Genomic DNA, 18,025 nt, shown 5'->3' on the forward strand with positions numbered 1-18,025 from the left:
AAGACAACGACCGACGCCGCGCCTTGCAGGCGCGGAGAGGATGTCCTTTGCTTGACAGACCCAGCCCAAAAAGAGAAGCCCCGGATTGCTCCGGGGCCGTTCGTTCGATGATCGCCGCGGCAATCAGCAACGGTCGATGTAGCGGCGGCCGTAGCGGTCGCGGTAGTAGCACTGGCCCGGCTGGTCGGTGACATGGCCGATGACGGCGCCCGATACGCCGCCGATGGCCGCGCCGACGGCCGCGCCGCGCACGTCGCCGGTGATCGCGCCGCCGATGATCGCGCCCGACGCGGCGCCGATGCCGGCACCCTTCTCCGTCTGCGTGCAGCTTGCGACCGACAGGGCGACCAGAACTAGTGCGATGGCTTTCTTCATATTGTCCTCTCCGATCTCTACGGATGTCAGCCTGTCGCCTCGTCCGTCTCTTGGGTGGTGGCGGCGAGACGCGGTCGCGTCCCGCCACTTGAACTTGCAATGCGGAAAATACCCCGCCGCCCAGGAAAGTCCACTGGAGGCGGCGCGATCGTCCGGCCGCAAGATAATGCGATCCTTCCTGAACAGGAGATGAAGGCGCTGTTTCCAGCGTTACATGCCCTCTCGGATTTTTTTGCCCTTCTGCGGCCGAGACGGTTGCGACATTTTGAAAAAAGACAAATGATACAACGTCGCCAATGGTCCGGGAGGAGCGGGCTGCTGGCAAAGGGCATTGATATCAGGACGCGTACTTCCGGTCGCGTGAACATATCTCACCCGATTTGAAGCCGCGCTCGCCTTGGTACGGACCACTCCGGAGGAGCGAAATGGCGAAAGTAACAATGACGGTCAACGGCCGCCAGGTAAGCGGCGTCTGCGACGACCGGACGCTGCTGGTGCACTTTATCCGCGAAAATCTCGGACTGACCGGTACCCATGTCGGCTGCGACACGTCGCAATGCGGCGCCTGCGTCGTCCATATGGACGGCCAATCGGTGAAGAGCTGTTCCATCCTTGCGGCGCAAGCCGCAAGCTCGGCGATCACGACCATCGAGGGATTGGCGCAAAATGGCGAGCTCCACCCGGTGCAGGCGGCCTTCAAGGCGCATCATGGCCTGCAATGCGGCTTCTGCACGCCCGGCATGGTGATGACGGCAGTCGACATGATCAGGCGTCACGGTAGCAATCTCGACGAGGCGACGGTCCGCTTCGAACTCGAAGGCAATATCTGTCGCTGCACCGGCTACCATAACATCGTCAAGGCGATCCTCGGCGCGGCCCAGGAAATGGGCGGCGCGCGTCAGGCCGCGGAATGAGCGGCAGGCCGCTACCTGTAGAACCAATCCAGCTGAATGTCTCGGGAGGAGATAGGCAATGGGCGTTGATGGCATCGGCGCGCGCGTGGCGCGCAAGGAAGACAGGCGGTTCCTGACGGGCAAGGGGCGCTATACGGACGATATGTCGGTGCCCGGCATGAAATATGCGGTCTTCGTGCGCAGTCCGCATGCGCATGCGACGATCACCGGCATCGACGCGACCGCCGCCAGGGCGATGCCGGGCGTCATCGACGTGCTCGACGGCAAGCAATTGCTGGCCGACGGCATCGGCAACCTGATCTGCGGCTGGATGATTCACTCCAAGGACGGCTCGCCGATGAAGATGGGCGCCTGGCGGCCGCTGGCCGACAAGACGGTGCGCTATGTCGGCGACGCCGTGGCGATCGTCGTGGCCGACAGTGTCGCCGAGGCGCGCGATGCGGCCGAGGCGGTGGTCGTCGACTACGACCTCCTGCCGGCCGTCACTGATCCGCTGCAGACGCTCGCCGACGGCGAGCCGCAGCTTCACCCCGAGGCGCCCAACAATCTGATCTTCGACTGGGAGCTCGGCGATGCCGCAGCGGTCGACCGGGCGCTGGCAGCCGCGGCGCATGTGACGGAGTTGAAGATTTACAACAACCGCCTGGCGCCCAATCCGATGGAGCCGCGCGCCACGCTCGGGATCTACGATGCCGGCGACGATCACTATACCTGCTATACGACCAGTCAGAACCCGCATCTGGCGCGGCTGGTGATGAGTGCCTTCTACAATGTCGCACCGGAAAACAAGCTCCGGGTGATCGCCCCCGACGTCGGCGGCGGCTTCGGCTCGAAGATCTACATCTATCCGGAGGAGATCGTCTGTCTCTGGGCCTCGAAGCGGACAGGCGTGCCGGTCAAGTGGACCTGCGACCGCACGGAAGCCTTCCTCACCGACGCCCATGGACGAGACCACGTCTCGACCGTGAAGATGGCCTTCGATGCCGGTCACCGGATCACCGCGCTGAAAGTCGATACCATCGCCAATCTCGGCGCCTATATGTCGCTCTTCTCCTCCTGCGTGCCGACCTATCTCTATGCGACGCTGCTTTCCGGTCAGTACGACATCCCGGCGATCCACGCCAATGTCCGCACCATCTATACTAATACGGTGCCGGTCGACGCCTATCGCGGCGCCGGGCGACCGGAGGCGACCTACCTGCTCGAGCGGACGATGGAGACGGCGGCGCGCGAGCTCGGCATGTCCCCGGCGGAACTGCGTCGCACCAACTTCATCCGCTCCTTCCCGCACCAGACGCCGGTGATCATGAACTACGACGCCGGCGACTACGAAGCCTCGCTTAACGCCGCGATGACGGCGGCCGACTGGAACGGCTTCGCGGCCCGCAAGGCCGAGGCCGAAGGACGCGGCATGAAGCGAGGCATCGGCATGAGCTGTTACATCGAGGCCTGTGGGCTGGCGCCCTCGGCGGCCGTCGGTTCGCTCGGCGCCGGCGTCGGACTGTGGGAATCGGCCGAGGTCAAGGTCAACATGGCCGGCACGATCGAGGTGATGACCGGATCGCATAGCCACGGCCAGGGGCATGAAACCACCTTTGCCCAGCTCGTCGCCGATCGGCTCGGCCTGCCGATCGACAGCATCAACATCGTCCATGGCGACACCGACAAGGTGCAGATGGGCATGGGCACCTACGGCTCGCGCTCCGGTGCGGTCGGCATGTCGGCGCTCGCCAAGGCGCTCGACAAGGTCGAGGCGAAAGCGAAGAAGATCGCCGCGCATCTGATGGAGGCGGATGAAAGCGACGTCGTCATCGAAGATGGCGCGCTGAAGGTCGCCGGCACCGACAAGTCGGTCCCCTGGTTCCAGATGGCGCTCGCCGCCTATACCGCCCACAACCTGCCGCCGGGACTCGAGCCGGGGCTGAAGGAAAGCGCCTTCTACGATCCCGCCAACTTCACCTTCCCGGCCGGCTGTTACATCTGCGAGGTGGAGATCGATCCGGAGACTGGCCGCACCCAGATCGTCCAGTTCGTTGCAGCAGACGATTTCGGCAACATCATCAATCCGATGATCGTCGAGGGCCAAGTGCATGGCGGCTTGGCGCAGGGTATCGGCCAGGCCCTGCTCGAGGGAGTCCGCTACGATGACAGCGGTCAACTGCTGACGGCGAGCTACCTGGACTACGCGATGCCGCGCGCCGACGACGTGCCGTCGTTCACGGTGTCTACCTCGAACACCCCCTGTCCGAACAATCCGTTGGGCGTGAAGGGCTGCGGCGAGGCTGGTGCGATCGGCTCGCCGCCGGCGCTGATCAACGCGATCACCGACGCGATCGGCAACAATCAGCTGACGATGCCGGCGACGCCGGAAAAGGTCTGGGCAGCGGCCCAGCCCGCCCACTGATCGGGAGGAATCAAGATGTACGAGACAAACTATCACAGAGCCTCCTCGATCCAGGAAGCGGTGCAGATGATGGGTGCTGCGGCGGAGGGCAAATATGTCTCCGGCGGCATGACGCTGATCCCGACGATGCGGTTGCGGCTCGCCGCGCCGAGCGACCTTGTCGATCTACGTCACATCACGGAGTTGAAGGGGATCGCCGTCGACGGCCGCTCGGTCCGGATCGGCGCCGCGGCGACGCATGAGGAGGTCGCCACGTCCGCCGAGCTGGGCGCGGTGTGCCCGGCCGTCTGCGACCTCGCCGGTCACATCGGCGATCCGGCGGTGCGCCATATGGGAACGATCGGCGGCTCGATCGCCAACAACGACCCGGCGGCGGACTACCCGGCCGCGATGCTGGCGGTCGATGCGGTGATCGTCACCGACCGGCGTGAGATCAAGGCGGGCGATTTCTTTACCGACCTCTTCGAAACGGCGCTGGAGGAGGGAGAAATCATCACCGCCGTGCGCTTCGACGCGCCGGCCAAGGCAGCCTACCAGAAGTTCGCCAACCCGGCTTCACGCTACGCGATGACCGGCGTCTTTGTCGCCCGGCGCAACGACGGCGAGGTGCGTGTCGCGGTGACCGGCGCCGGTTCGAACGGCGTCTTCCGGCATCAGGGCCTCGAGGCGGCGCTATCCGCCAACTGGTCGCCGGATGCGGTGGCGAATGTGGCGGTCGATGCATCGGATTTGCTGACAGACCTTCACGCCAGCGCCGCCTACCGCGCAAATCTCGTGAAGGTTATGACCAAGCGTGCCGTGGCGGCCGCCTGAGGCCTACTTAAGTCTCGAAAAAGGGCGGCTGCGGCCGTCCTTTGTCACAATCGCTTGACTTCGATCAAAGTTGAAGGGATTGAGTTGCGCTAGCTGTTTTGGAATAGTTCAAAACTAGGGGCCTTTTGCCGCAGTTGCGCGCGGGGGGGCCGTTCCGGGGTTGACCCCCGGTCGCTTTGAATGAAGAAAGGCGGCTGGGCATCGGAGATGATGATGGATTTCGAGAGTTTCTTTAATAACGAGCTGGACGGGCTGCATCAGGAAGGTCGCTACAGGGTCTTCGCCGATCTCGCCCGTCACCGCGGTGATTTCCCGAAGGCGACGCGCTACACGGCCGACGGTAGCCAGGAAGTCACGGTCTGGTGCTCGAACGATTATCTCGGCATGGGTCAGTCGCCGGTCGTCACAGACGCGATGAAGCGGGCGATCGACGAATGCGGCGCCGGCGCCGGCGGAACGCGCAACATCTCCGGAACCAATCACTACCACGTCCTGCTCGAGCGTGAGCTCGCCGACCTGCACGGCAAGGAATCGGCGCTGCTCTTCACTTCCGGCTATGTCTCCAACTGGGCCGCGCTCGGCACGCTCTGTTCCAAGATTCCCGGGGTCATCGTCTTCTCGGACGCCGGGAATCACGCTTCGATGATCGAGGGGATCCGTCACTCGAAATGCGAGCGCGTCATCTTCAAGCACAATTCGGTGGCAGATCTCGAAGCGAAACTGGCGGCGGCTGATCCGCGGGCGCCGAAAATCATCGCCTTCGAGTCGGTCTATTCGATGGACGGCGACATCGCACCGATAAAGGAATTCTGCGACCTCGCCGACAAATACGGCGCGATGACCTATCTCGACGAGGTGCATGCCGTCGGCATGTACGGCCCGCGCGGCGGCGGCATCGCCGAACGCGAAGGGCTGATGCACCGGTTGACGGTGATCGAGGGCACGCTCGGCAAGGCCTTCGGCGTCATGGGCGGCTACATCACCGGGTCGGCGGCGCTCTGCGATTTCATCCGCTCCTTCGCCTCCGGCTTCATCTTCACGACCGCCTTGCCGCCGGCGCTCGCCGCCGGCGCGCTCGCCTCCATCCGGCATCTCAAGGAAAGCCAGCGCGAACGCTTCGCCCATCAGGAGCGTGTGCGTCGGCTGCGCTCGCTGCTCGACCAGCGCGGCATCCCGCACATGGTCAACCCGAGCCATATCGTCCCGGTGATGGTCGGCGACGCCGCCAAGTGCAAGTGGATCTCCGACCTGCTGCTCGACAACTTCGGCGTCTATGTCCAGCCGATCAACTATCCGACGGTTCCGAAGAAGACCGAGCGGCTGCGCATCACGCCGACGCCGCTGCATTCGGATGCCGACATCGACCATCTGGTCGGCGCGCTGCATTCGCTGTGGTCGCGCTGCGCGCTGGCAAGGGCGGTCGCGTAAGCTACGGCGAACTTGGATCAGATCAGCCCGGCCGCCGTCTGCCGGGCTTTTTTATCCGCCGCGAAGACGTCGTCCATGGTCACGGCGGCCGGCAGATCTGAGAGCAGATCCATCACTTTTTCGACAATTTCGGCCATGGCGAGGAAGCCGATGCGACCCTTGATGAAGGCCTCAAGGGCCGTTTCCTTAGCGCCGTTCAGCACCGCACCCTGAATCCCGCCCGCCTCCATGGCGCGTCGCGCTAGGCGAAGTGCCGGGAAGCGCGTCTCATCCGGCGCTTCGAAATCGAGCCGGGCGAGCTTGGCGAAGTCGAGCCGCTCGATCGGCAGCTCGCAGCGCTTCGGATAGGAAAGCGCGTAGCCGATCGCCGTGCGCATATCGGGGCAGCCGAGCTGCGCGAGCACCGATCCGTCACTGTAGCCGACCATCGAGTGGACGACCGACTGCGGATGCACGATCACCTCGATCTGGTCGGGGCGCAGGCGGAAGAGATGGCGCGCCTCGATCATTTCCAGCGCCTTGTTGAACATCGAGGCGCTGTCGATCGAGATCTTCAGCCCCATCGACCAGTTCGGGTGGGCGCGGGCGATGTCGGCGGTCACATGCCGCATCTCATCGAGAGTCTTGGTGCGGAACGGGCCGCCCGAGGCCGTCAGGACGACGCGTTCGACGGCATGGCGCTGGTCGTTCTCCAGCACCTGGAAGATCGCATTGTGCTCGCTATCGACGGGCAGCAGCCGGCCCCCGCCCTTGCTGACCGCCTCGATGAACAGGCTGCCAGCGGAGACGAGGCATTCCTTGTTGGCAAGCGCGATGTCGGCGCCGCGCCGTGCCGCTGCAAGCGTCGGCGCAAGGCCGGCATTGCCGACGATTGCCGCCATCAGCCAGCCGGCATCGCGTTCGGCTGCCTCGGTCAGGCCGCTCCGCCCGGCGGCCACTTCGATGCCGCTGCCGGCAAGTGCATCCTTGAGTTCGCCGTATCTGTGTTCGTCGGCGGTTACCGCCAGTTCCGCACCTACCCGTCGCGCCTGTTCGGCGAGAAGCGGTATGTTGCCGTTCCCGGTCAGGGCAGCGATTTGGAAGCGGTCGCGCCCGCCGAGCCGCTCGACGACATCGAGCGTGTTGGTGCCGATCGAGCCGGTCGAGCCCAGTATCGTCAGGCGGCGCGTGCCTTTCTCGCCGGATGCCATTGCCAAATCCCGTTTTTCTTCTTGTTGAAACGATAGGCTCTACAGCCGAAATCCGCCGGCAACAAGGGTAGAAGCGGCCGCTCTTCTCTATCCGGCGCTCCTGGGGTAGGAATCGATGCGGCAGCAGATGCCGCAGTGATTGCATGAGGAATTCCGATGCTCAACGCCCTGACAGCCGCATCCTGTGCCTGCGTGCTGATCGAGCTCACCTCGCTGCGATCAGTCGGCGCCGAAAACGTGCCGCAAGAGTTGATCGGTTCCTGGCGCGCCGAGGCCGTCAAATCAGGCGAAGCTGTCGACGATCCGGAGATGGTTCTCGAAATACGCGAGGACGGTACCTATGGCGGCACGGGTGGCTGCAATTTCTTCACCGGCGTCTTCAGCCTTTCGGAAGGAACGATCATCTTCGGCCCGACCGAGGCGACGCACATCATCTGCGCTCCCGCGGTCATGGAACAGGAACAGAAGCTTTTCGACATGCTGAAAGACGCACTTGCCTGGAAAGTGGATGCCGCGACCCTTGCTCTGACGGGACCGGACGGCGCGTCCGGCATGCGTCTTGTGCCGGTAAAAGCGCCTCTCTCGGGCGGCAAGCCCTAGCCAAGTCCAACCTCAGACCTTGCGGGTCATACGGTCGCGGCCGCTGCGGGATGATAGACACGCCCCGGCAGCGCCCGCAGATGCGGACACTGCCTACAGCGAAGGTGGGGGACTTGATTGTCGCTCCCATCTTTGGAGCGATGCCTAGATAATTCGCCACGCGGAAAATTGTTCCGGGAACCGGAAAAGCGAAGCCGGCTACTCGGTACACCGACTCGGTACAGGTTTCTCCCCCGGGCCGGTGCCGCCGTCGCTCAGGATGGCCGGCAGATTCAATCGACCACTGGCGCAGGAACAATCGGCAGATCCAACCATTACTCCCTCCGTTGCAAGAGGGATCCGGATCGAGCGAAGGAGAAAGACATGGCGGAATCACATGCGATTTCCCGTCCGCAGCGGGATGCCGACTATCCGGGCCGGCAGGCAGACTGCATAGCGGCCCTGAGACCGGCGGTTTCGGACCTCGCTGCAGCCTCCCAGGACAGTATCGTGGCCGCCATCGGCGGGGAGATGACCGACGATCTGGTCGCTCTGGCACGCAAGGCCGAAGCGGCGGGCTGGAGCTACAAGGAAGCGTCTTCCGCCATCGAGACCCTGGCGCGCGAATATGAAGGCGCAAAAGGGGCGATCTTCGACTGAACAGCTCTGAACCTTCGTTGGAATGGCCCCAAGTCACGGGCCGCCGGTGCGGAGAGGGTGGCGCGTGCGAAAAATCAGCCGAAGCGCCTCAACTGCTCCGCTTCCTTCTCGAGCAGATCGGCCACCTCTTCCAGCGACATGTGCGTGGCGCAGAGGTGAATGGCGCATTCGAGAAAGCGCATCGACGACCGGCGCAGGTAGAGCGCCTCTTCCCGGGCGGTCAGATCCGGGAGCGGGTTTCTTCTGTCGGGGCGAGGATCAGACATTCGAAACTCCTTCGGTTCGCCTCGCCGCTGCGAGAGGAGGGGGTCCTCCATTATAGCCAGTCGGCGGCGATCGCGTAGACCAGAATGGTCGCGGCGAGCACAACGCCGGAGATCAGCAGCGACAGTCCGAGCCGCGGCCTCGAGGCGCGACCAGCTTCGGTGGCAAACGGGCGCATCGCATCGCCGAACTCGGTCGAGACAGCCGGTTCGCCATGAAGCTGCGCTGCTCTCGCTTCTTGCGTCATCTGCGCGTTGAGCGGAGTTCCCGCTGCCTCGCCGTCGGTCTCGAGCGGCGCCGCCGCCGGATCGAACCCCGGCCGCTTGTCGCCGGTCCTGCCGTGCTGGATGTCTCCGCGCAGCTGTGCCGGGTTGTTTGCCGTCTCGGGCAGCTTGGACATGCTTTTCTCCCTTCTGCCGTCAGAACAACCGGCTTGCGCACGGTTTGTTCCCGTCCGCGCCCTGCAGCACCGGTTCGCTCCGGAACCTCCGGAGGTCGGGATCGTTGGGGGTGCGGGGAACCGCGGTGCCAGCGGCATTGACCAAAGCTCGAGCTATGGACAGAAAGGCCTTCTACGAAGAGTGTTCGCGCATCCTCGGAGTTTCGCACGCTTACGAGGCGCGGCCCTACCGTAAGATCAATCGCTGGAACAATCGCCGCCCGGGCAATGGTCGGTTTCCCGGCTACGGTTTGATCCGGGCGTTCGGACCGCGCCATATCCAGATCGCACTGCGACAGCCGGTCGAGCTCAATCTGTTGTGTCACTGAGAAGAGGAGGCCCTTGTTGCACTGGAACGCGCAGCGAGCCAAGCTCGTCCCCGCGGGCCCTGAGGTGACTCTACGCCCGTTAAATCAGCGGGGCTTGTTTTCCGGAGGCCGGTCGTAGAGCCTGTCGATCTCGCGCTGCTGGGCTTCCTTGGTCACGGGCGGAAGCGCTTTCTGCCGCATGATCGCATAGGCGACGGCCGCGCCGAGGAGGAAGGCACCGCCACCGGTCACCAATAGCCAGAAATAGTCCATCACCATGTTCGGTGCCTCCTTGCGATAGAGCCACAGCCCGCGGGCGGGTCAGTCAGGCTTCGGCGTCTTCACCTCGCCGAAGCGCACCTCTTCGCGGGATGGATTGTCGTCGATCGACTGCTCCTCTTCGTCACTTGGAAGAGCCTCGTCCGGATCGACGTTCTGCTCGTCTCTGCTGCGCACCGGGCGTACGCGCCCTTGGACGACCGGTCGGACTTTCATGCTTTCCGGTGTGCCCGGCGCCTCTTCATCGGCGGGCGGAGCAGGGTCCCTGCGGGGGTCGTTCGGGCTGTTGCGTACCATCGGATCCTTCCTTCTTCTGAGAGAGGAAAGCGGAGACAGAGAGTTTGTTCCCGTGTTCGAGGCGCCACGGGGCTGGATGCTGCTTCGCCCGTCAATGCTTGGCTGTCACGCCGCGCTGATCTCGCTCCAGGAAAGTGCGGGTAATTTCCGCCGAATGCTGGTCGAGCCACTCGGCCATCTCGACTTCCTGCTGCAGGATGGTTTCGCAGACCCGCTTCGTCTCCTGATCGCCGGCATAGTCTGCGGCAGCAATGAGGATCTTGTAGCTGGCGATTTCCATGTGTTCGAACGTGTAGCTGGCAAGCGAGCCCTTGACGACTTCGTCGCTCACGAAGAGCCCGCTCAAACCCTGTCCGATGGCTACGATCTTGCCGCTGATATCCTTGACGGCGGAGGTCCCGCCATGCAGTCGCTCAAGGCAACGCTTGAGCATTGCGGCCTGGTCGCGGGTTTCCTGCAGGTGGCGATCGATCCGGGCTTTGAGCTCAGGATAGTTTTCCAGACGCCGGGATTGACTGGTGAGCATCGTGATCGCCTGTTCCTCCATGGCATGCGCATCCCGGAGCCAAGCCTGTAAGTGTTCGCTCGCCTTGTGCATCGCTCGTTCCTCCTGATTGGACGTGATTCAACCGGCCTTGCTGCGAAAGGTTCCGCGGGGGAAGGGTGGGGGCGAAGACCGCCGCGGAACAATTCCAATCCCTGGCGATTGATAGGAAGCGGCAAAACCGCAGGTTTGACTGATTCAATCACAGCAATCGCCGGAAGGTACGATGTCGAAAACCGTTGCCGCAGCAGTGATCGTCGCCCTGATCATGGTTGCCGTGCTCTGGACGATCTTTCCGTTCGACGGACCGGCCGAGGGGGGGCAGCCGGCGCCCCATGCGATCGACCAGTCGGAATGACCACCTCGAGGAAGCTCATGCAGGAAGAACTGAAGATTTACCGGCTGACGCCGCTCGCCGATCCTGAGGACCCGAACTGGCAGAATGCCAGGTACCAGGGTGAAGTGGTCGTTACCGCGCGCTCGAGCGGTGACGCCAGGATCGTTGCCTCGGAGGCTGAGCTCGATTTCCGTGAGATCGACGCGAAGCCGGCGGAAGGCGTGACCACCGACATGGCGAGCGCCTTTCGCAACGAAAAGCTCTACACGGTGATCGAAGAGGGCCCGGCGCCTCCGGGCTCGGACCGCGGCGTGATTGCCGGCCAGGTGACCGTTGACAACATTATTTCCACCGAGCTTTGAAGGCCTCCGGCCGGCCAGTTTCACAGACCGAACGGGAAGGTCTCGGGTAAGCCCGGTCCGACATGTTCGGGCCCGAGCGGGATAACCGGCGACGTTTTGTCGAACCAGACGAAGGCGTCGAACTGCCGCGGCAGCGAGGCATGGGCATAGTGGCTCAGCCGCTCAGTCTCCGGCCGGTAGATCACGCCGATGAACCGCTCGAGCTTCGGCTCCAGCAGACGGTCGCGGAGCTCCCGGTCCCGCGAGAAATCCAGGAGAAAGCGGCCGACGCCTGAATCATGGAAATGCCGCTCGTAACTGCCGTTGAGCGACGGCCGTATCGCCTTCACCTCCATGTCGCTTCCCCAGTCGCTGGCCGCGGCGACCTGTCCGTCATGGGTGTCGAAGCCGATCAGCGCCGCCTCATCGGGGAAATGCTCGCGGCAGAGCTGACCGATGTTGAGCTCGTCGCGTGCCGTTCCCATGTCCGTGTGACGGGCGTCGCCGATATGAGAATTATGGGCCCAGACGACGGCCTTGGCGCCGGATCCGCGCGCATTGAGAACATGCCGCAGCGTCTCGAACATATGGGTGTCGCGCATGTTCCAGGACTCGGCACCGGCGTAATACATGATGCGGTAGTATTTTTCCGCCGAGGCGACGAGCCGCGCATTCTGCGCCGCGTCCAGCAGATCGTCGCCGCTCTCCCGCCCGGCCTTTAGCTGTTTGTCCAGCAACTCGCGGCACTGCCGAACGACCGCCTCCTCGCATTCGCGGAAGCTCTTGCTCAAGGCCGCCCGGCCATAGGTGGAGGGTTCGTTCTGCCAAGGCGTCAGGCATCCATAGCGCTGGCGCGCGATCGCTCCCGCTTGCGGATCAACCTTGTCGAGATATGCGAGGACTGCGGCAATCGAGCCGCTCATGTTGTAGATGTCAAGGCCATAGAATCCCGCTCTCGACGCTTCGTCCTTCTCCTCGTTGTGACTGCGCAGCCATTCGACGAAGTCCATTACCTCGCGGTTTCGCCACATCCAGGTGGGGAAGCGCTGGAAGGGAACCTGCGGCCGGGCGCTCGGCGGCCGGTGGCGGACGTAGCGATCGACCACAGCGGCATCCGGCCAGTCCGCCTCGACGGCGACGATGGTGAAGCCATGCGTCTCGATCAGCCGGCGGGTTATGGCGGCGCGGGCGCGATAGAATTCCGATGTTCCATGGCTCGCCTCGCCGAGCAGCACCAGCCGGCGTTCGGCGAAGCGGTCGAAGAGGCGCCCGAAGGCGGGATCGTCGAATTCCGGCAGCGGTTCGGCCGCTTCGGCGATCAACTTGGGCAGGGTGCGCGTGCGGCCGGCTTTCGGACGCAGCTGGGTCTTGTCTTCCTGCCAGCCTTGCTCGCCGATGAGCGGCACGAACCTGACGCCGCCGAGATCGTGTTCCTCGAATGTGGCGGCGTTGACGCGGGTGATCTTCATAAGGCGCTGCTCATCGCGCGGGCCGACGGGGATCACCAGATGGCCGCCGAGATCCAGCTGCTCCTTGAGGGCCTGCGGCACGTCCGGACCGCCCGCCGCCACGAGGATCGCATCGAACGGCCCGGCTTCCGGCCAGCCCGTCGTTCCGTCGCCGACCCGCACGGAGATATTGTCGTAGCCGAGCTTGGCGAAGCGCCTTTCGGCGGTCTCGGCCAGGCCGGCGTGGCGCTCCACCGTGTAGACGTCAGCAGCGATGCGGCTCAAGATCGCCGCCGCATAGCCTGATCCCGTGCCGATCTCCAGAACGGTATCGCCCGGCTGCACCTCCGCCTTTTCCGTCATCAGAGCGACGATGAAGGGCTGGGAGATAGTCTGGCCATGGCCGATCGACAGGGCCGAATCCTCATAGGCGAATTCCTCGAAGCCGGGCTCGACGAAGGCCTCGCGCGGGACGATCCGCATCGCTTCAAGAACGTCGGGATCCCGGATGCCGCGGCGCGAGAGGTGGGACAGGATCATTCTTTCGCGAGCATGGGAAAAATCGATCATGACGGACCCTCCTGCTAGGGCGCAACCGCCGGCACCGGCGCCACTCAAGTCAGACAACCGCGAAGCGCACCTGATGTTCCCATGCCCATGAGGCATGGGGGCAGCCGCTCGTCGCGAGGACGATGCCGCTACAGTATCGGCTTGCCGCCGGTCACGGCGATCGTCGCGCCGGAGACGTAGCTCGACAGCGGATCCGCCAACATCACATAGGCCGAGGCGAGTTCCACCGGTTGCCCCGGCCGTTTCATCGGCACCTGCTTGCCGAAATTCATCACCGAATCCTCGGGAAGCGTCGAGGGAATGAGCGGCGTCCAGATCGGGCCGGGGGCCACGGCATTGGCGCGGATTCCCTTGTCGGCCAGCATCTGCGCCAGGCCGGCGGTGAAGTTCTGGATGGCGCCCTTGGTGGTCGCATAGGCGAGCAGGATCGGGTTCGGGGCATCCGCATTGATCGAGGCGGTGTTGATGATCGAACTGCCGGGCTTCATGTGCGGCACCGCGGCGCGGGTGAGAAAGAACATCGCATGGATGTTCACGCGGAAGGTCAGTTCCCATTCCTCGTCGGTGATGTCGGCTATATCCGGGAACGAGGCCTGATGGGCGGCGTTGTTGACGAGAATATCGATGCCGCCAAGTTCGTTCATCGCCGTCTCTACGATACGCTTGCAATGGTCGGAGGTCTGGATGTCACCGGCGACGAGGACACCCTTGCGTCCGGTCTCTTCGACGAGCGCCTTGGTCGATTTCGCGTCCTCGTGCTCATTGAGATAGGAGATCAGGACATCGGCGCCCTCCCGGGCGTAGGCAATCGCGACGGCCCGGCCGATGCCGCTGTCTCCGCCGGTGATGATGGCTTTCTTGCCCTGCAGCCGGCCCGATCCCTTGTAGGTCTTCTCCCCGTGGTCCGGCTGAGGATTCATGCGCTCTGTGGTTCCGGGCATCGGTTGGCTCTGACGCTCAAACGGCGGGCGCGGAAAATTCTCCATGGTCCAGGCCTCCTTGGTGATTGGATGCAATTGATGTCAGTCCGCCATCGGAAACGGCGGCAGCCCCCAAACTCGGGCTTGCAGGGCTTTGTTCCGATCGGAGAGCCTCCCCGGGCGGGACGTGATGGAACTTCGCCTGTGGGCTGGCGTTGACCAAGCGACAACCCTGAGGAGGGCGAGAAATGGCAAAAGTCGAGAACAGACCGAAGGACGTGCCGAACGTCACGTCGGACAGCGGCCAGCCCGTAAAGACCGACAGCGACCTGCATCCGGAGGCCGGCACCCCGCCGCTCGAGCCGGACGAGCTCATCAGGAAGCGCGCCGCCCGCGAGGCCATGCGCAGCAAGAGGGATGATTACGTCGTCGAGTCCGACCTCGAAGACGAAGACCAGCGCTTCCCGCTGCCGACGATGAAGGATCAGGATTGAGGCGGCTTACAGGAGAAAGATGATGAAGACCCCGAAGGACGGAGCGCCCGGCACCACGGAGCAATCGCCGCGGTGGGAAGGGCCGAAGGAGACGCGGCCAAGAGGCTATCTGCCGGCGAAGGACGACCCGGACCATGACCGGGATGCGGCGGGCGAGAACCTGAAGGATCCGCACCGAGGCAAGGTCTCGGACGTAGTCAAGACAAAGGACGACTAACCCGGCACGCGCCATAGCGCCTCGGTTCGTTGTGCATTGCGCGCAACGGAACCGAGGCGCTGTTTGTTGGTTTGAAGGATCGAACACCTTGAAACAAGCCGAAAGGGAAAGGAGCTACCGATGGCCAGGAGAAAAGAGTGGAGGCAAGGCGATCCCGATTGGCGTTCGCGCGAAGCCGGGCGGGATTGGTATGGTGATGAAAGACGCAGCCGGCGGCACTTCGCGCAGACAATCGAACCTCGCGGCGCCGACTACGAAAATTCCGAGTATTTCCCGGATGCCGAGTCCGGCGCCGGTCCCTACCGCCGGATGGGCGAGGACTACGGGCGTTGGAACCGGGATCGTGGCTATGGCGACTATGGTTCCGACTACGGCGATCGCGGCCGGTCTTCCTATTCGCGCTCGGGCCGGGACTGGGACGAGGAGAGGGGCTTCTTCGAACGGGCCGGCGACGAGGTGGCGTCCTGGTTCGGCGACGAAGATGCCGAGCGCAGGCGCCAAATGGACCAGCATCGCGGCAAGGGGCCGAAGGGCTATACGCGTTCCGACAGCCGCATTCAGGAGGATGTCAGTGATCGGCTGAGCGACGATGGTGCGCTCGACGCGTCCGAGATCGAGGTTTCGGTAACGGGCGGCGAGGTTCAACTCAGCGGCTTTGTCGAGTCCAAGTGGTCGAAACGCCGCGCCGAGGACCTAGCGGAAAACGTCTCCGGCGTCAGCCATGTCCAGAACAATATCCGTGTGCGGGGTGCCGGGGGAACGACCAGCGGGACCTCCGGCTGGAACACGGGCGGGACCACCCAAAATCTCTGATCAGCCGGCGGCGGGCCTCAGGATAAGAACCATATTGAAGTGCTACAGCGACCTTTGCGCGTCTAACTAGACGTGCGGCGCTGTAGGCCCGCCGCCACTCCGTTCATGGAAGCCTTAGCCTTCGGCTCCGCGCGTGCGGCGCGCGCAAGGAAATGAAGCATGCGCGCTTCCTCGACCCGGAGTTCCGGGTTTGCCCGCCCGCGGCGGCTGAGCTTGGCGGCGGAGGCTGCACTGGCAGCGTCGGCGAGCGCAATGATGTCCGGGTGGATGTAGCTCTTGCGGCAGATTGCCGGCGTGTTGCAGAGGATCTCGGCCGCCGCCTCGCACATCTCCCTGACCGTCGGGCGCTTGCCCTGCTCCATCGCCTCGCGCGCCGCCGTGAAGGCGGCAACGCTGCCCGCCCAGGTCCGGAACGTCTTGGCCGAAACAGGAAAGCCGGCCACCTCCGCCAGATAGCGATTGAGACGGCCGGAGTCGACGGGGCGCAGGATGTCGTTGTCGTCCCTCCACACGAAGAGCTGCCGTCCTGGCAGGTCGGCGATGTCCTCGAGCAGGCGTTGCAGTTTCGGGCGCCGCAGCCGCCTCTGCACCCTTTTGCCGCCCTTGGCGGTAAAGCGCAGTTCGATGCTGCCGTCGAGGAGCCGCAGATGGCGTTTCAGAAGCGTCGTCGCGCCATAGGTCGAATTCGCCTGGACATAGGCGGGACTTCCCGTCCTGAGATGCACTTCATCGAGGAGCGCGACCAGAGCAGCGAGCACCGTGCGTGCGTCGCCGGTTCCGCCTTCCATGTGCCGGCGGACCGTGCGCCGGATCCTCGGTAGCGCCTTCCCGAACAGAAGGAGCTGGGCGAATTTGTCGCCGCTTCGCAGCGCCTGCCATTCCGTGTGGTACCGGTATTGCTTTCGGCCGCGTGCGTCATAGCCGGTCGCCTGCAGGTGACCGTCCTCGTCCAGGCAGATCCACACCTTGTCATAGGCGGGCGGCAGGCCCAGCGACGCGATCCGAGCCTTCACGGCAGGATCGGTCAGGATCGAGCCGTCCGGTAGCCGGTAGAGGAAACCCTTGCCGGCGCGCTGGCGCCTGATGCCAGGCTCCGAATCGCTGACATAGACGAGCCCGCTTTCCTTCGGCGGGATCTCGCCTACGGCCGGAGCGCGCCCATTGCGGCTGCGCCCGCCGCCGGGCCGCACGGGCGCCCCCTGGCGGGCCGGATTGGAAGTGACTTGCAGCGGCATCGAGAGGCCCTTCCTTCCGCAAGTGATTCGATCGCAAACTAACGCGCCGCCATGCGGGTCGGGTTCCATGTCGGATGCGCCGCGGGGACGATTTTGGGGCGGCGAAGCCGGCACGGGCAGCGGAACATAATTGATCGCAGGCGGTTCCATCGGCACTTGCTCGAGAGGAAGACGCGCCATGAGGAAAGCACTCGGAGATGCAGTGGTGGTGATTACCGGAGCCTCCTCCGGAGTGGGTCAGGCGGCGGCGGAGGAATTTGCCCGGCGCGGATCGAAACTCGTGCTCGCCGCGCGCGACGCGGTGGCGCTGCAACGGGTGGCGCGAACCTGCCGCGATCTCGGGGCGGCCGTGCTCGTGGTGCCGACCGATGTGACCGACGCGGATGCGGTCAAGGAACTGGCAGCCAAGGCGCTGGCCTTCGGCAGGATCGATGTCTGGTTCAGCAATGTCGGCGTCGGTGCCGTCGGCCGGTTTCAGGAAACGCCGATCGAGGCGCATGAGCAGGTCATTCGCACAAACTTGATCGGCCACGTCAACGATGCGCACGCCGCCATTCCGGTCTTCCTGAAACAGGGGCACGGCACATTCATCAACATGATATCGCTCGGCGGCTTTGCCTCGACGCCCTTCGCAGTCGCCTACAGCGCCAGCAAGTTCGGCCTTCGCGGCTTTTCCGAAGCGCTACGCGCCGAACTTGCCGATGAGCCGGACATTCACATCTGCGACGTCTATCCGACCTTCCTCGACACGCCGGGCGTCGCCCATGGCGCGAATTATACCGGCCGCAGGCTGAGCGTTCCGCCCCCCGTCTACGATGCGCGGCGGGCCGCCCGCGCCATCGTTCGCCTAGCTGAACGCCCGCGCAGCTCCGTCACAGTCGGCGCCGTTGCCGACCTGGCGCGACTTGCCCATTTTCTCGCCCCTAACACGACCTCGCGCGTCCTGGCCCGCCTGACCTCGTCCTATCTCCGGCAAGCGCCGCGCGCCGAAAGAAGCAATGGCAACCTGTTCCGCGCCCCGCCAAATCCCGGCGGCATCGAAGGGGGATGGCGTTCCGAGCGCAGAGTCCCGATCGCCGCTGTTGCCGCCGCGGCGGTTGTCGGCCTGGCCCTTGCTGCGGTGATCGTACCCCGGGCCTCATACCGACGGCGCTGA

At 64.3% G+C, this 18,025-nt stretch carries 23 protein-coding genes; 13 read left to right on the plus strand and 10 right to left on the minus strand.

The window, feature by feature from the left end; all coding sequences use genetic code 11:
* Window positions 1-123: 123 nt before the first annotated feature.
* The gene (locus ATC00_RS00935) at window positions 124-375 is read right to left on the minus strand and encodes a glycine zipper domain-containing protein (protein WP_028001696.1); all 252 of its coding nucleotides are present in this window, start codon (window positions 373-375) and stop codon (window positions 124-126) included.
* Window positions 376-800: 425 nt separating this feature from the next.
* On the opposite strand from ATC00_RS00935, the gene ATC00_RS00940 reads away from it, so the two are divergent.
* The 4 genes from ATC00_RS00940 to hemA all read left to right on the plus strand — a co-directional run bounded on the left by ATC00_RS00940 (window position 801) and on the right by hemA (window position 5,934).
* Entirely contained in the window at window positions 801-1,289 is a 489-nt protein-coding gene (locus ATC00_RS00940) for a (2Fe-2S)-binding protein (RefSeq protein WP_064251693.1), read from the plus strand.
* Window positions 1,290-1,347: 58 nt separating this feature from the next.
* A complete protein-coding gene (locus ATC00_RS00945; RefSeq protein ID WP_064251694.1) occupies window positions 1,348-3,693 on the plus strand; it encodes a xanthine dehydrogenase family protein molybdopterin-binding subunit in 2,346 nt (781 codons plus the stop codon).
* 15 nt (window positions 3,694-3,708) lie between these two features.
* Entirely contained in the window at window positions 3,709-4,506 is a 798-nt protein-coding gene (locus tag ATC00_RS00950) for an FAD binding domain-containing protein (protein WP_037389703.1), read from the plus strand.
* A gap of 213 nt (window positions 4,507-4,719) precedes the next feature.
* Complete coding sequence (gene hemA / locus ATC00_RS00955; RefSeq protein ID WP_037389701.1) at window positions 4,720-5,934, plus strand: 5-aminolevulinate synthase; 1,215 nt, start codon at window positions 4,720-4,722, stop codon at window positions 5,932-5,934.
* 17 nt (window positions 5,935-5,951) lie between these two features.
* Here hemA and dxr read toward each other — a convergent pair whose 3' ends face one another.
* Entirely contained in the window at window positions 5,952-7,124 is a 1,173-nt protein-coding gene (gene dxr, locus ATC00_RS00960) for a 1-deoxy-D-xylulose-5-phosphate reductoisomerase (protein ID WP_037389699.1), read from the minus strand.
* A gap of 156 nt (window positions 7,125-7,280) precedes the next feature.
* On the opposite strand from dxr, the gene ATC00_RS00965 reads away from it, so the two are divergent.
* Together ATC00_RS00965 and ATC00_RS00970 are read left to right on the plus strand one after the other, a co-directional pair.
* On the plus strand, window positions 7,281-7,724 hold the full coding sequence (locus ATC00_RS00965; protein ID WP_052035614.1) for an META domain-containing protein: 444 nt from the start codon (window positions 7,281-7,283) through the stop codon (window positions 7,722-7,724).
* A gap of 363 nt (window positions 7,725-8,087) precedes the next feature.
* The gene (locus ATC00_RS00970) at window positions 8,088-8,363 is read left to right on the plus strand and encodes a hypothetical protein (protein ID WP_037389697.1); all 276 of its coding nucleotides are present in this window, start codon (window positions 8,088-8,090) and stop codon (window positions 8,361-8,363) included.
* Between the two features lie 74 nt (window positions 8,364-8,437).
* Here ATC00_RS00970 and ATC00_RS32740 read toward each other — a convergent pair whose 3' ends face one another.
* Together ATC00_RS32740 and ATC00_RS00980 are read right to left on the minus strand one after the other, a co-directional pair.
* Entirely contained in the window at window positions 8,438-8,629 is a 192-nt protein-coding gene (locus ATC00_RS32740; protein ID WP_037389695.1) for a hypothetical protein, read from the minus strand.
* 50 nt (window positions 8,630-8,679) lie between these two features.
* Window positions 8,680-9,027, minus strand: coding sequence for a hypothetical protein (locus tag ATC00_RS00980; RefSeq protein ID WP_037389693.1), 348 nt, complete (start codon window positions 9,025-9,027; stop codon window positions 8,680-8,682).
* Between the two features lie 155 nt (window positions 9,028-9,182).
* Between ATC00_RS00980 and ATC00_RS33260 the strand changes: the two genes are divergently transcribed.
* Window positions 9,183-9,395, plus strand: a complete 213-nt coding sequence (locus tag ATC00_RS33260; protein ID WP_037390040.1) for a hypothetical protein — start codon at window positions 9,183-9,185, stop codon at window positions 9,393-9,395.
* 84 nt (window positions 9,396-9,479) lie between these two features.
* On the opposite strand, the gene ATC00_RS32840 is transcribed toward ATC00_RS33260, so the two are convergent.
* The 3 genes from ATC00_RS32840 to ATC00_RS00995 form a co-directional block, all read right to left on the minus strand.
* Window positions 9,480-9,653 (minus strand): hypothetical protein, encoded by a 174-nt coding sequence (locus tag ATC00_RS32840; RefSeq protein WP_162843156.1) that lies wholly within the window; start codon window positions 9,651-9,653, stop codon window positions 9,480-9,482.
* 42 nt (window positions 9,654-9,695) lie between these two features.
* Window positions 9,696-9,950, minus strand: a complete 255-nt coding sequence (locus ATC00_RS00990; RefSeq protein WP_037389691.1) for a hypothetical protein — start codon at window positions 9,948-9,950, stop codon at window positions 9,696-9,698.
* 91 nt (window positions 9,951-10,041) lie between these two features.
* A complete protein-coding gene (locus tag ATC00_RS00995) occupies window positions 10,042-10,548 on the minus strand; it encodes a ferritin-like domain-containing protein (protein WP_037389689.1) in 507 nt (168 codons plus the stop codon).
* A 172-nt stretch (window positions 10,549-10,720) separates the two neighbouring features.
* Here ATC00_RS00995 and ATC00_RS33815 point away from each other — a divergent pair, with 172 nt between their 5' ends.
* Complete coding sequence (locus ATC00_RS33815; RefSeq protein ID WP_082911913.1) at window positions 10,721-10,852, plus strand: hypothetical protein; 132 nt, start codon at window positions 10,721-10,723, stop codon at window positions 10,850-10,852.
* 17 nt (window positions 10,853-10,869) lie between these two features.
* Window positions 10,870-11,193, plus strand: a complete 324-nt coding sequence (locus ATC00_RS01000) for a hypothetical protein (protein ID WP_037390038.1) — start codon at window positions 10,870-10,872, stop codon at window positions 11,191-11,193.
* A gap of 20 nt (window positions 11,194-11,213) precedes the next feature.
* Here the strand turns inward: ATC00_RS01000 and ATC00_RS01005 are convergent, their stop codons facing one another.
* Complete coding sequence (locus ATC00_RS01005; protein ID WP_064251695.1) at window positions 11,214-13,190, minus strand: protein-L-isoaspartate(D-aspartate) O-methyltransferase; 1,977 nt, start codon at window positions 13,188-13,190, stop codon at window positions 11,214-11,216.
* A 128-nt stretch (window positions 13,191-13,318) separates the two neighbouring features.
* Window positions 13,319-14,176 carry an SDR family oxidoreductase gene (locus ATC00_RS01010; protein WP_037389685.1) on the minus strand — a complete coding sequence of 286 codons (858 nt, stop codon included), beginning with the start codon at window positions 14,174-14,176 and terminating at the stop codon, window positions 13,319-13,321.
* A gap of 182 nt (window positions 14,177-14,358) precedes the next feature.
* On the opposite strand from ATC00_RS01010, the gene ATC00_RS01015 reads away from it, so the two are divergent.
* The 3 genes from ATC00_RS01015 (at window position 14,359) to ATC00_RS01025 (ending at window position 15,634) form a co-directional block, all read left to right on the plus strand.
* Window positions 14,359-14,604 (plus strand): hypothetical protein, encoded by a 246-nt coding sequence (locus ATC00_RS01015; RefSeq protein WP_064251696.1) that lies wholly within the window; start codon window positions 14,359-14,361, stop codon window positions 14,602-14,604.
* A 22-nt stretch (window positions 14,605-14,626) separates the two neighbouring features.
* Window positions 14,627-14,821: a hypothetical protein gene (locus ATC00_RS01020; protein ID WP_064251697.1), complete on the plus strand. Its 195-nt coding sequence runs from the start codon at window positions 14,627-14,629 to the stop codon at window positions 14,819-14,821.
* 120 nt (window positions 14,822-14,941) lie between these two features.
* The gene (locus ATC00_RS01025) at window positions 14,942-15,634 is read left to right on the plus strand and encodes a BON domain-containing protein (protein ID WP_037389680.1); all 693 of its coding nucleotides are present in this window, start codon (window positions 14,942-14,944) and stop codon (window positions 15,632-15,634) included.
* 62 nt (window positions 15,635-15,696) lie between these two features.
* Here ATC00_RS01025 and ATC00_RS01030 read toward each other — a convergent pair whose 3' ends face one another.
* Complete coding sequence (locus ATC00_RS01030; protein ID WP_037389678.1) at window positions 15,697-16,869, minus strand: DNA topoisomerase IB; 1,173 nt, start codon at window positions 16,867-16,869, stop codon at window positions 15,697-15,699.
* Between the two features lie 178 nt (window positions 16,870-17,047).
* On the opposite strand from ATC00_RS01030, the gene ATC00_RS01035 reads away from it, so the two are divergent.
* A complete protein-coding gene (locus tag ATC00_RS01035; RefSeq protein WP_037389676.1) occupies window positions 17,048-18,025 on the plus strand; it encodes an SDR family oxidoreductase in 978 nt (325 codons plus the stop codon).

This window comes from Sinorhizobium americanum (genome assembly GCF_001651855.1).
GTDB classification, from domain to species: domain Bacteria; phylum Pseudomonadota; class Alphaproteobacteria; order Rhizobiales; family Rhizobiaceae; genus Sinorhizobium; species Sinorhizobium americanum.

Bases quoted from the DNA above. Each gene is read 5' to 3' on its own strand.
- ATC00_RS00935 (WP_028001696.1), bottom strand. From the start codon at position 375: ATGAAGAAAGCCATCGCACTAGTTCTGGTCGCCCTGTCGGTCGCAAGC.
- ATC00_RS00940 (WP_064251693.1), top strand. From the start codon at position 801: ATGGCGAAAGTAACAATGACGGTCAACGGCCGCCAGGTAAGCGGCGTC.
- ATC00_RS00945 (WP_064251694.1), top strand. From the start codon at position 1,348: ATGGGCGTTGATGGCATCGGCGCGCGCGTGGCGCGCAAGGAAGACAGG.
- ATC00_RS00950 (WP_037389703.1), top strand. From the start codon at position 3,709: ATGTACGAGACAAACTATCACAGAGCCTCCTCGATCCAGGAAGCGGTG.
- hemA (WP_037389701.1), top strand. From the start codon at position 4,720: ATGGATTTCGAGAGTTTCTTTAATAACGAGCTGGACGGGCTGCATCAG.
- dxr (WP_037389699.1), bottom strand. From the start codon at position 7,124: ATGGCATCCGGCGAGAAAGGCACGCGCCGCCTGACGATACTGGGCTCG.
- ATC00_RS00965 (WP_052035614.1), top strand. From the start codon at position 7,281: ATGCTCAACGCCCTGACAGCCGCATCCTGTGCCTGCGTGCTGATCGAG.
- ATC00_RS00970 (WP_037389697.1), top strand. From the start codon at position 8,088: ATGGCGGAATCACATGCGATTTCCCGTCCGCAGCGGGATGCCGACTAT.
- ATC00_RS32740 (WP_037389695.1), bottom strand. From the start codon at position 8,629: ATGTCTGATCCTCGCCCCGACAGAAGAAACCCGCTCCCGGATCTGACC.
- ATC00_RS00980 (WP_037389693.1), bottom strand. From the start codon at position 9,027: ATGTCCAAGCTGCCCGAGACGGCAAACAACCCGGCACAGCTGCGCGGA.
- ATC00_RS33260 (WP_037390040.1), top strand. From the start codon at position 9,183: ATGGACAGAAAGGCCTTCTACGAAGAGTGTTCGCGCATCCTCGGAGTT.
- ATC00_RS32840 (WP_162843156.1), bottom strand. From the start codon at position 9,653: ATGGTGATGGACTATTTCTGGCTATTGGTGACCGGTGGCGGTGCCTTC.
- ATC00_RS00990 (WP_037389691.1), bottom strand. From the start codon at position 9,950: ATGGTACGCAACAGCCCGAACGACCCCCGCAGGGACCCTGCTCCGCCC.
- ATC00_RS00995 (WP_037389689.1), bottom strand. From the start codon at position 10,548: ATGCACAAGGCGAGCGAACACTTACAGGCTTGGCTCCGGGATGCGCAT.
- ATC00_RS33815 (WP_082911913.1), top strand. From the start codon at position 10,721: ATGTCGAAAACCGTTGCCGCAGCAGTGATCGTCGCCCTGATCATGGTT.
- ATC00_RS01000 (WP_037390038.1), top strand. From the start codon at position 10,870: ATGCAGGAAGAACTGAAGATTTACCGGCTGACGCCGCTCGCCGATCCT.
- ATC00_RS01005 (WP_064251695.1), bottom strand. From the start codon at position 13,190: ATGATCGATTTTTCCCATGCTCGCGAAAGAATGATCCTGTCCCACCTC.
- ATC00_RS01010 (WP_037389685.1), bottom strand. From the start codon at position 14,176: ATGGAGAATTTTCCGCGCCCGCCGTTTGAGCGTCAGAGCCAACCGATG.
- ATC00_RS01015 (WP_064251696.1), top strand. From the start codon at position 14,359: ATGGCAAAAGTCGAGAACAGACCGAAGGACGTGCCGAACGTCACGTCG.
- ATC00_RS01020 (WP_064251697.1), top strand. From the start codon at position 14,627: ATGAAGACCCCGAAGGACGGAGCGCCCGGCACCACGGAGCAATCGCCG.
- ATC00_RS01025 (WP_037389680.1), top strand. From the start codon at position 14,942: ATGGCCAGGAGAAAAGAGTGGAGGCAAGGCGATCCCGATTGGCGTTCG.
- ATC00_RS01030 (WP_037389678.1), bottom strand. From the start codon at position 16,869: ATGCCGCTGCAAGTCACTTCCAATCCGGCCCGCCAGGGGGCGCCCGTG.
- ATC00_RS01035 (WP_037389676.1), top strand. From the start codon at position 17,048: ATGAGGAAAGCACTCGGAGATGCAGTGGTGGTGATTACCGGAGCCTCC.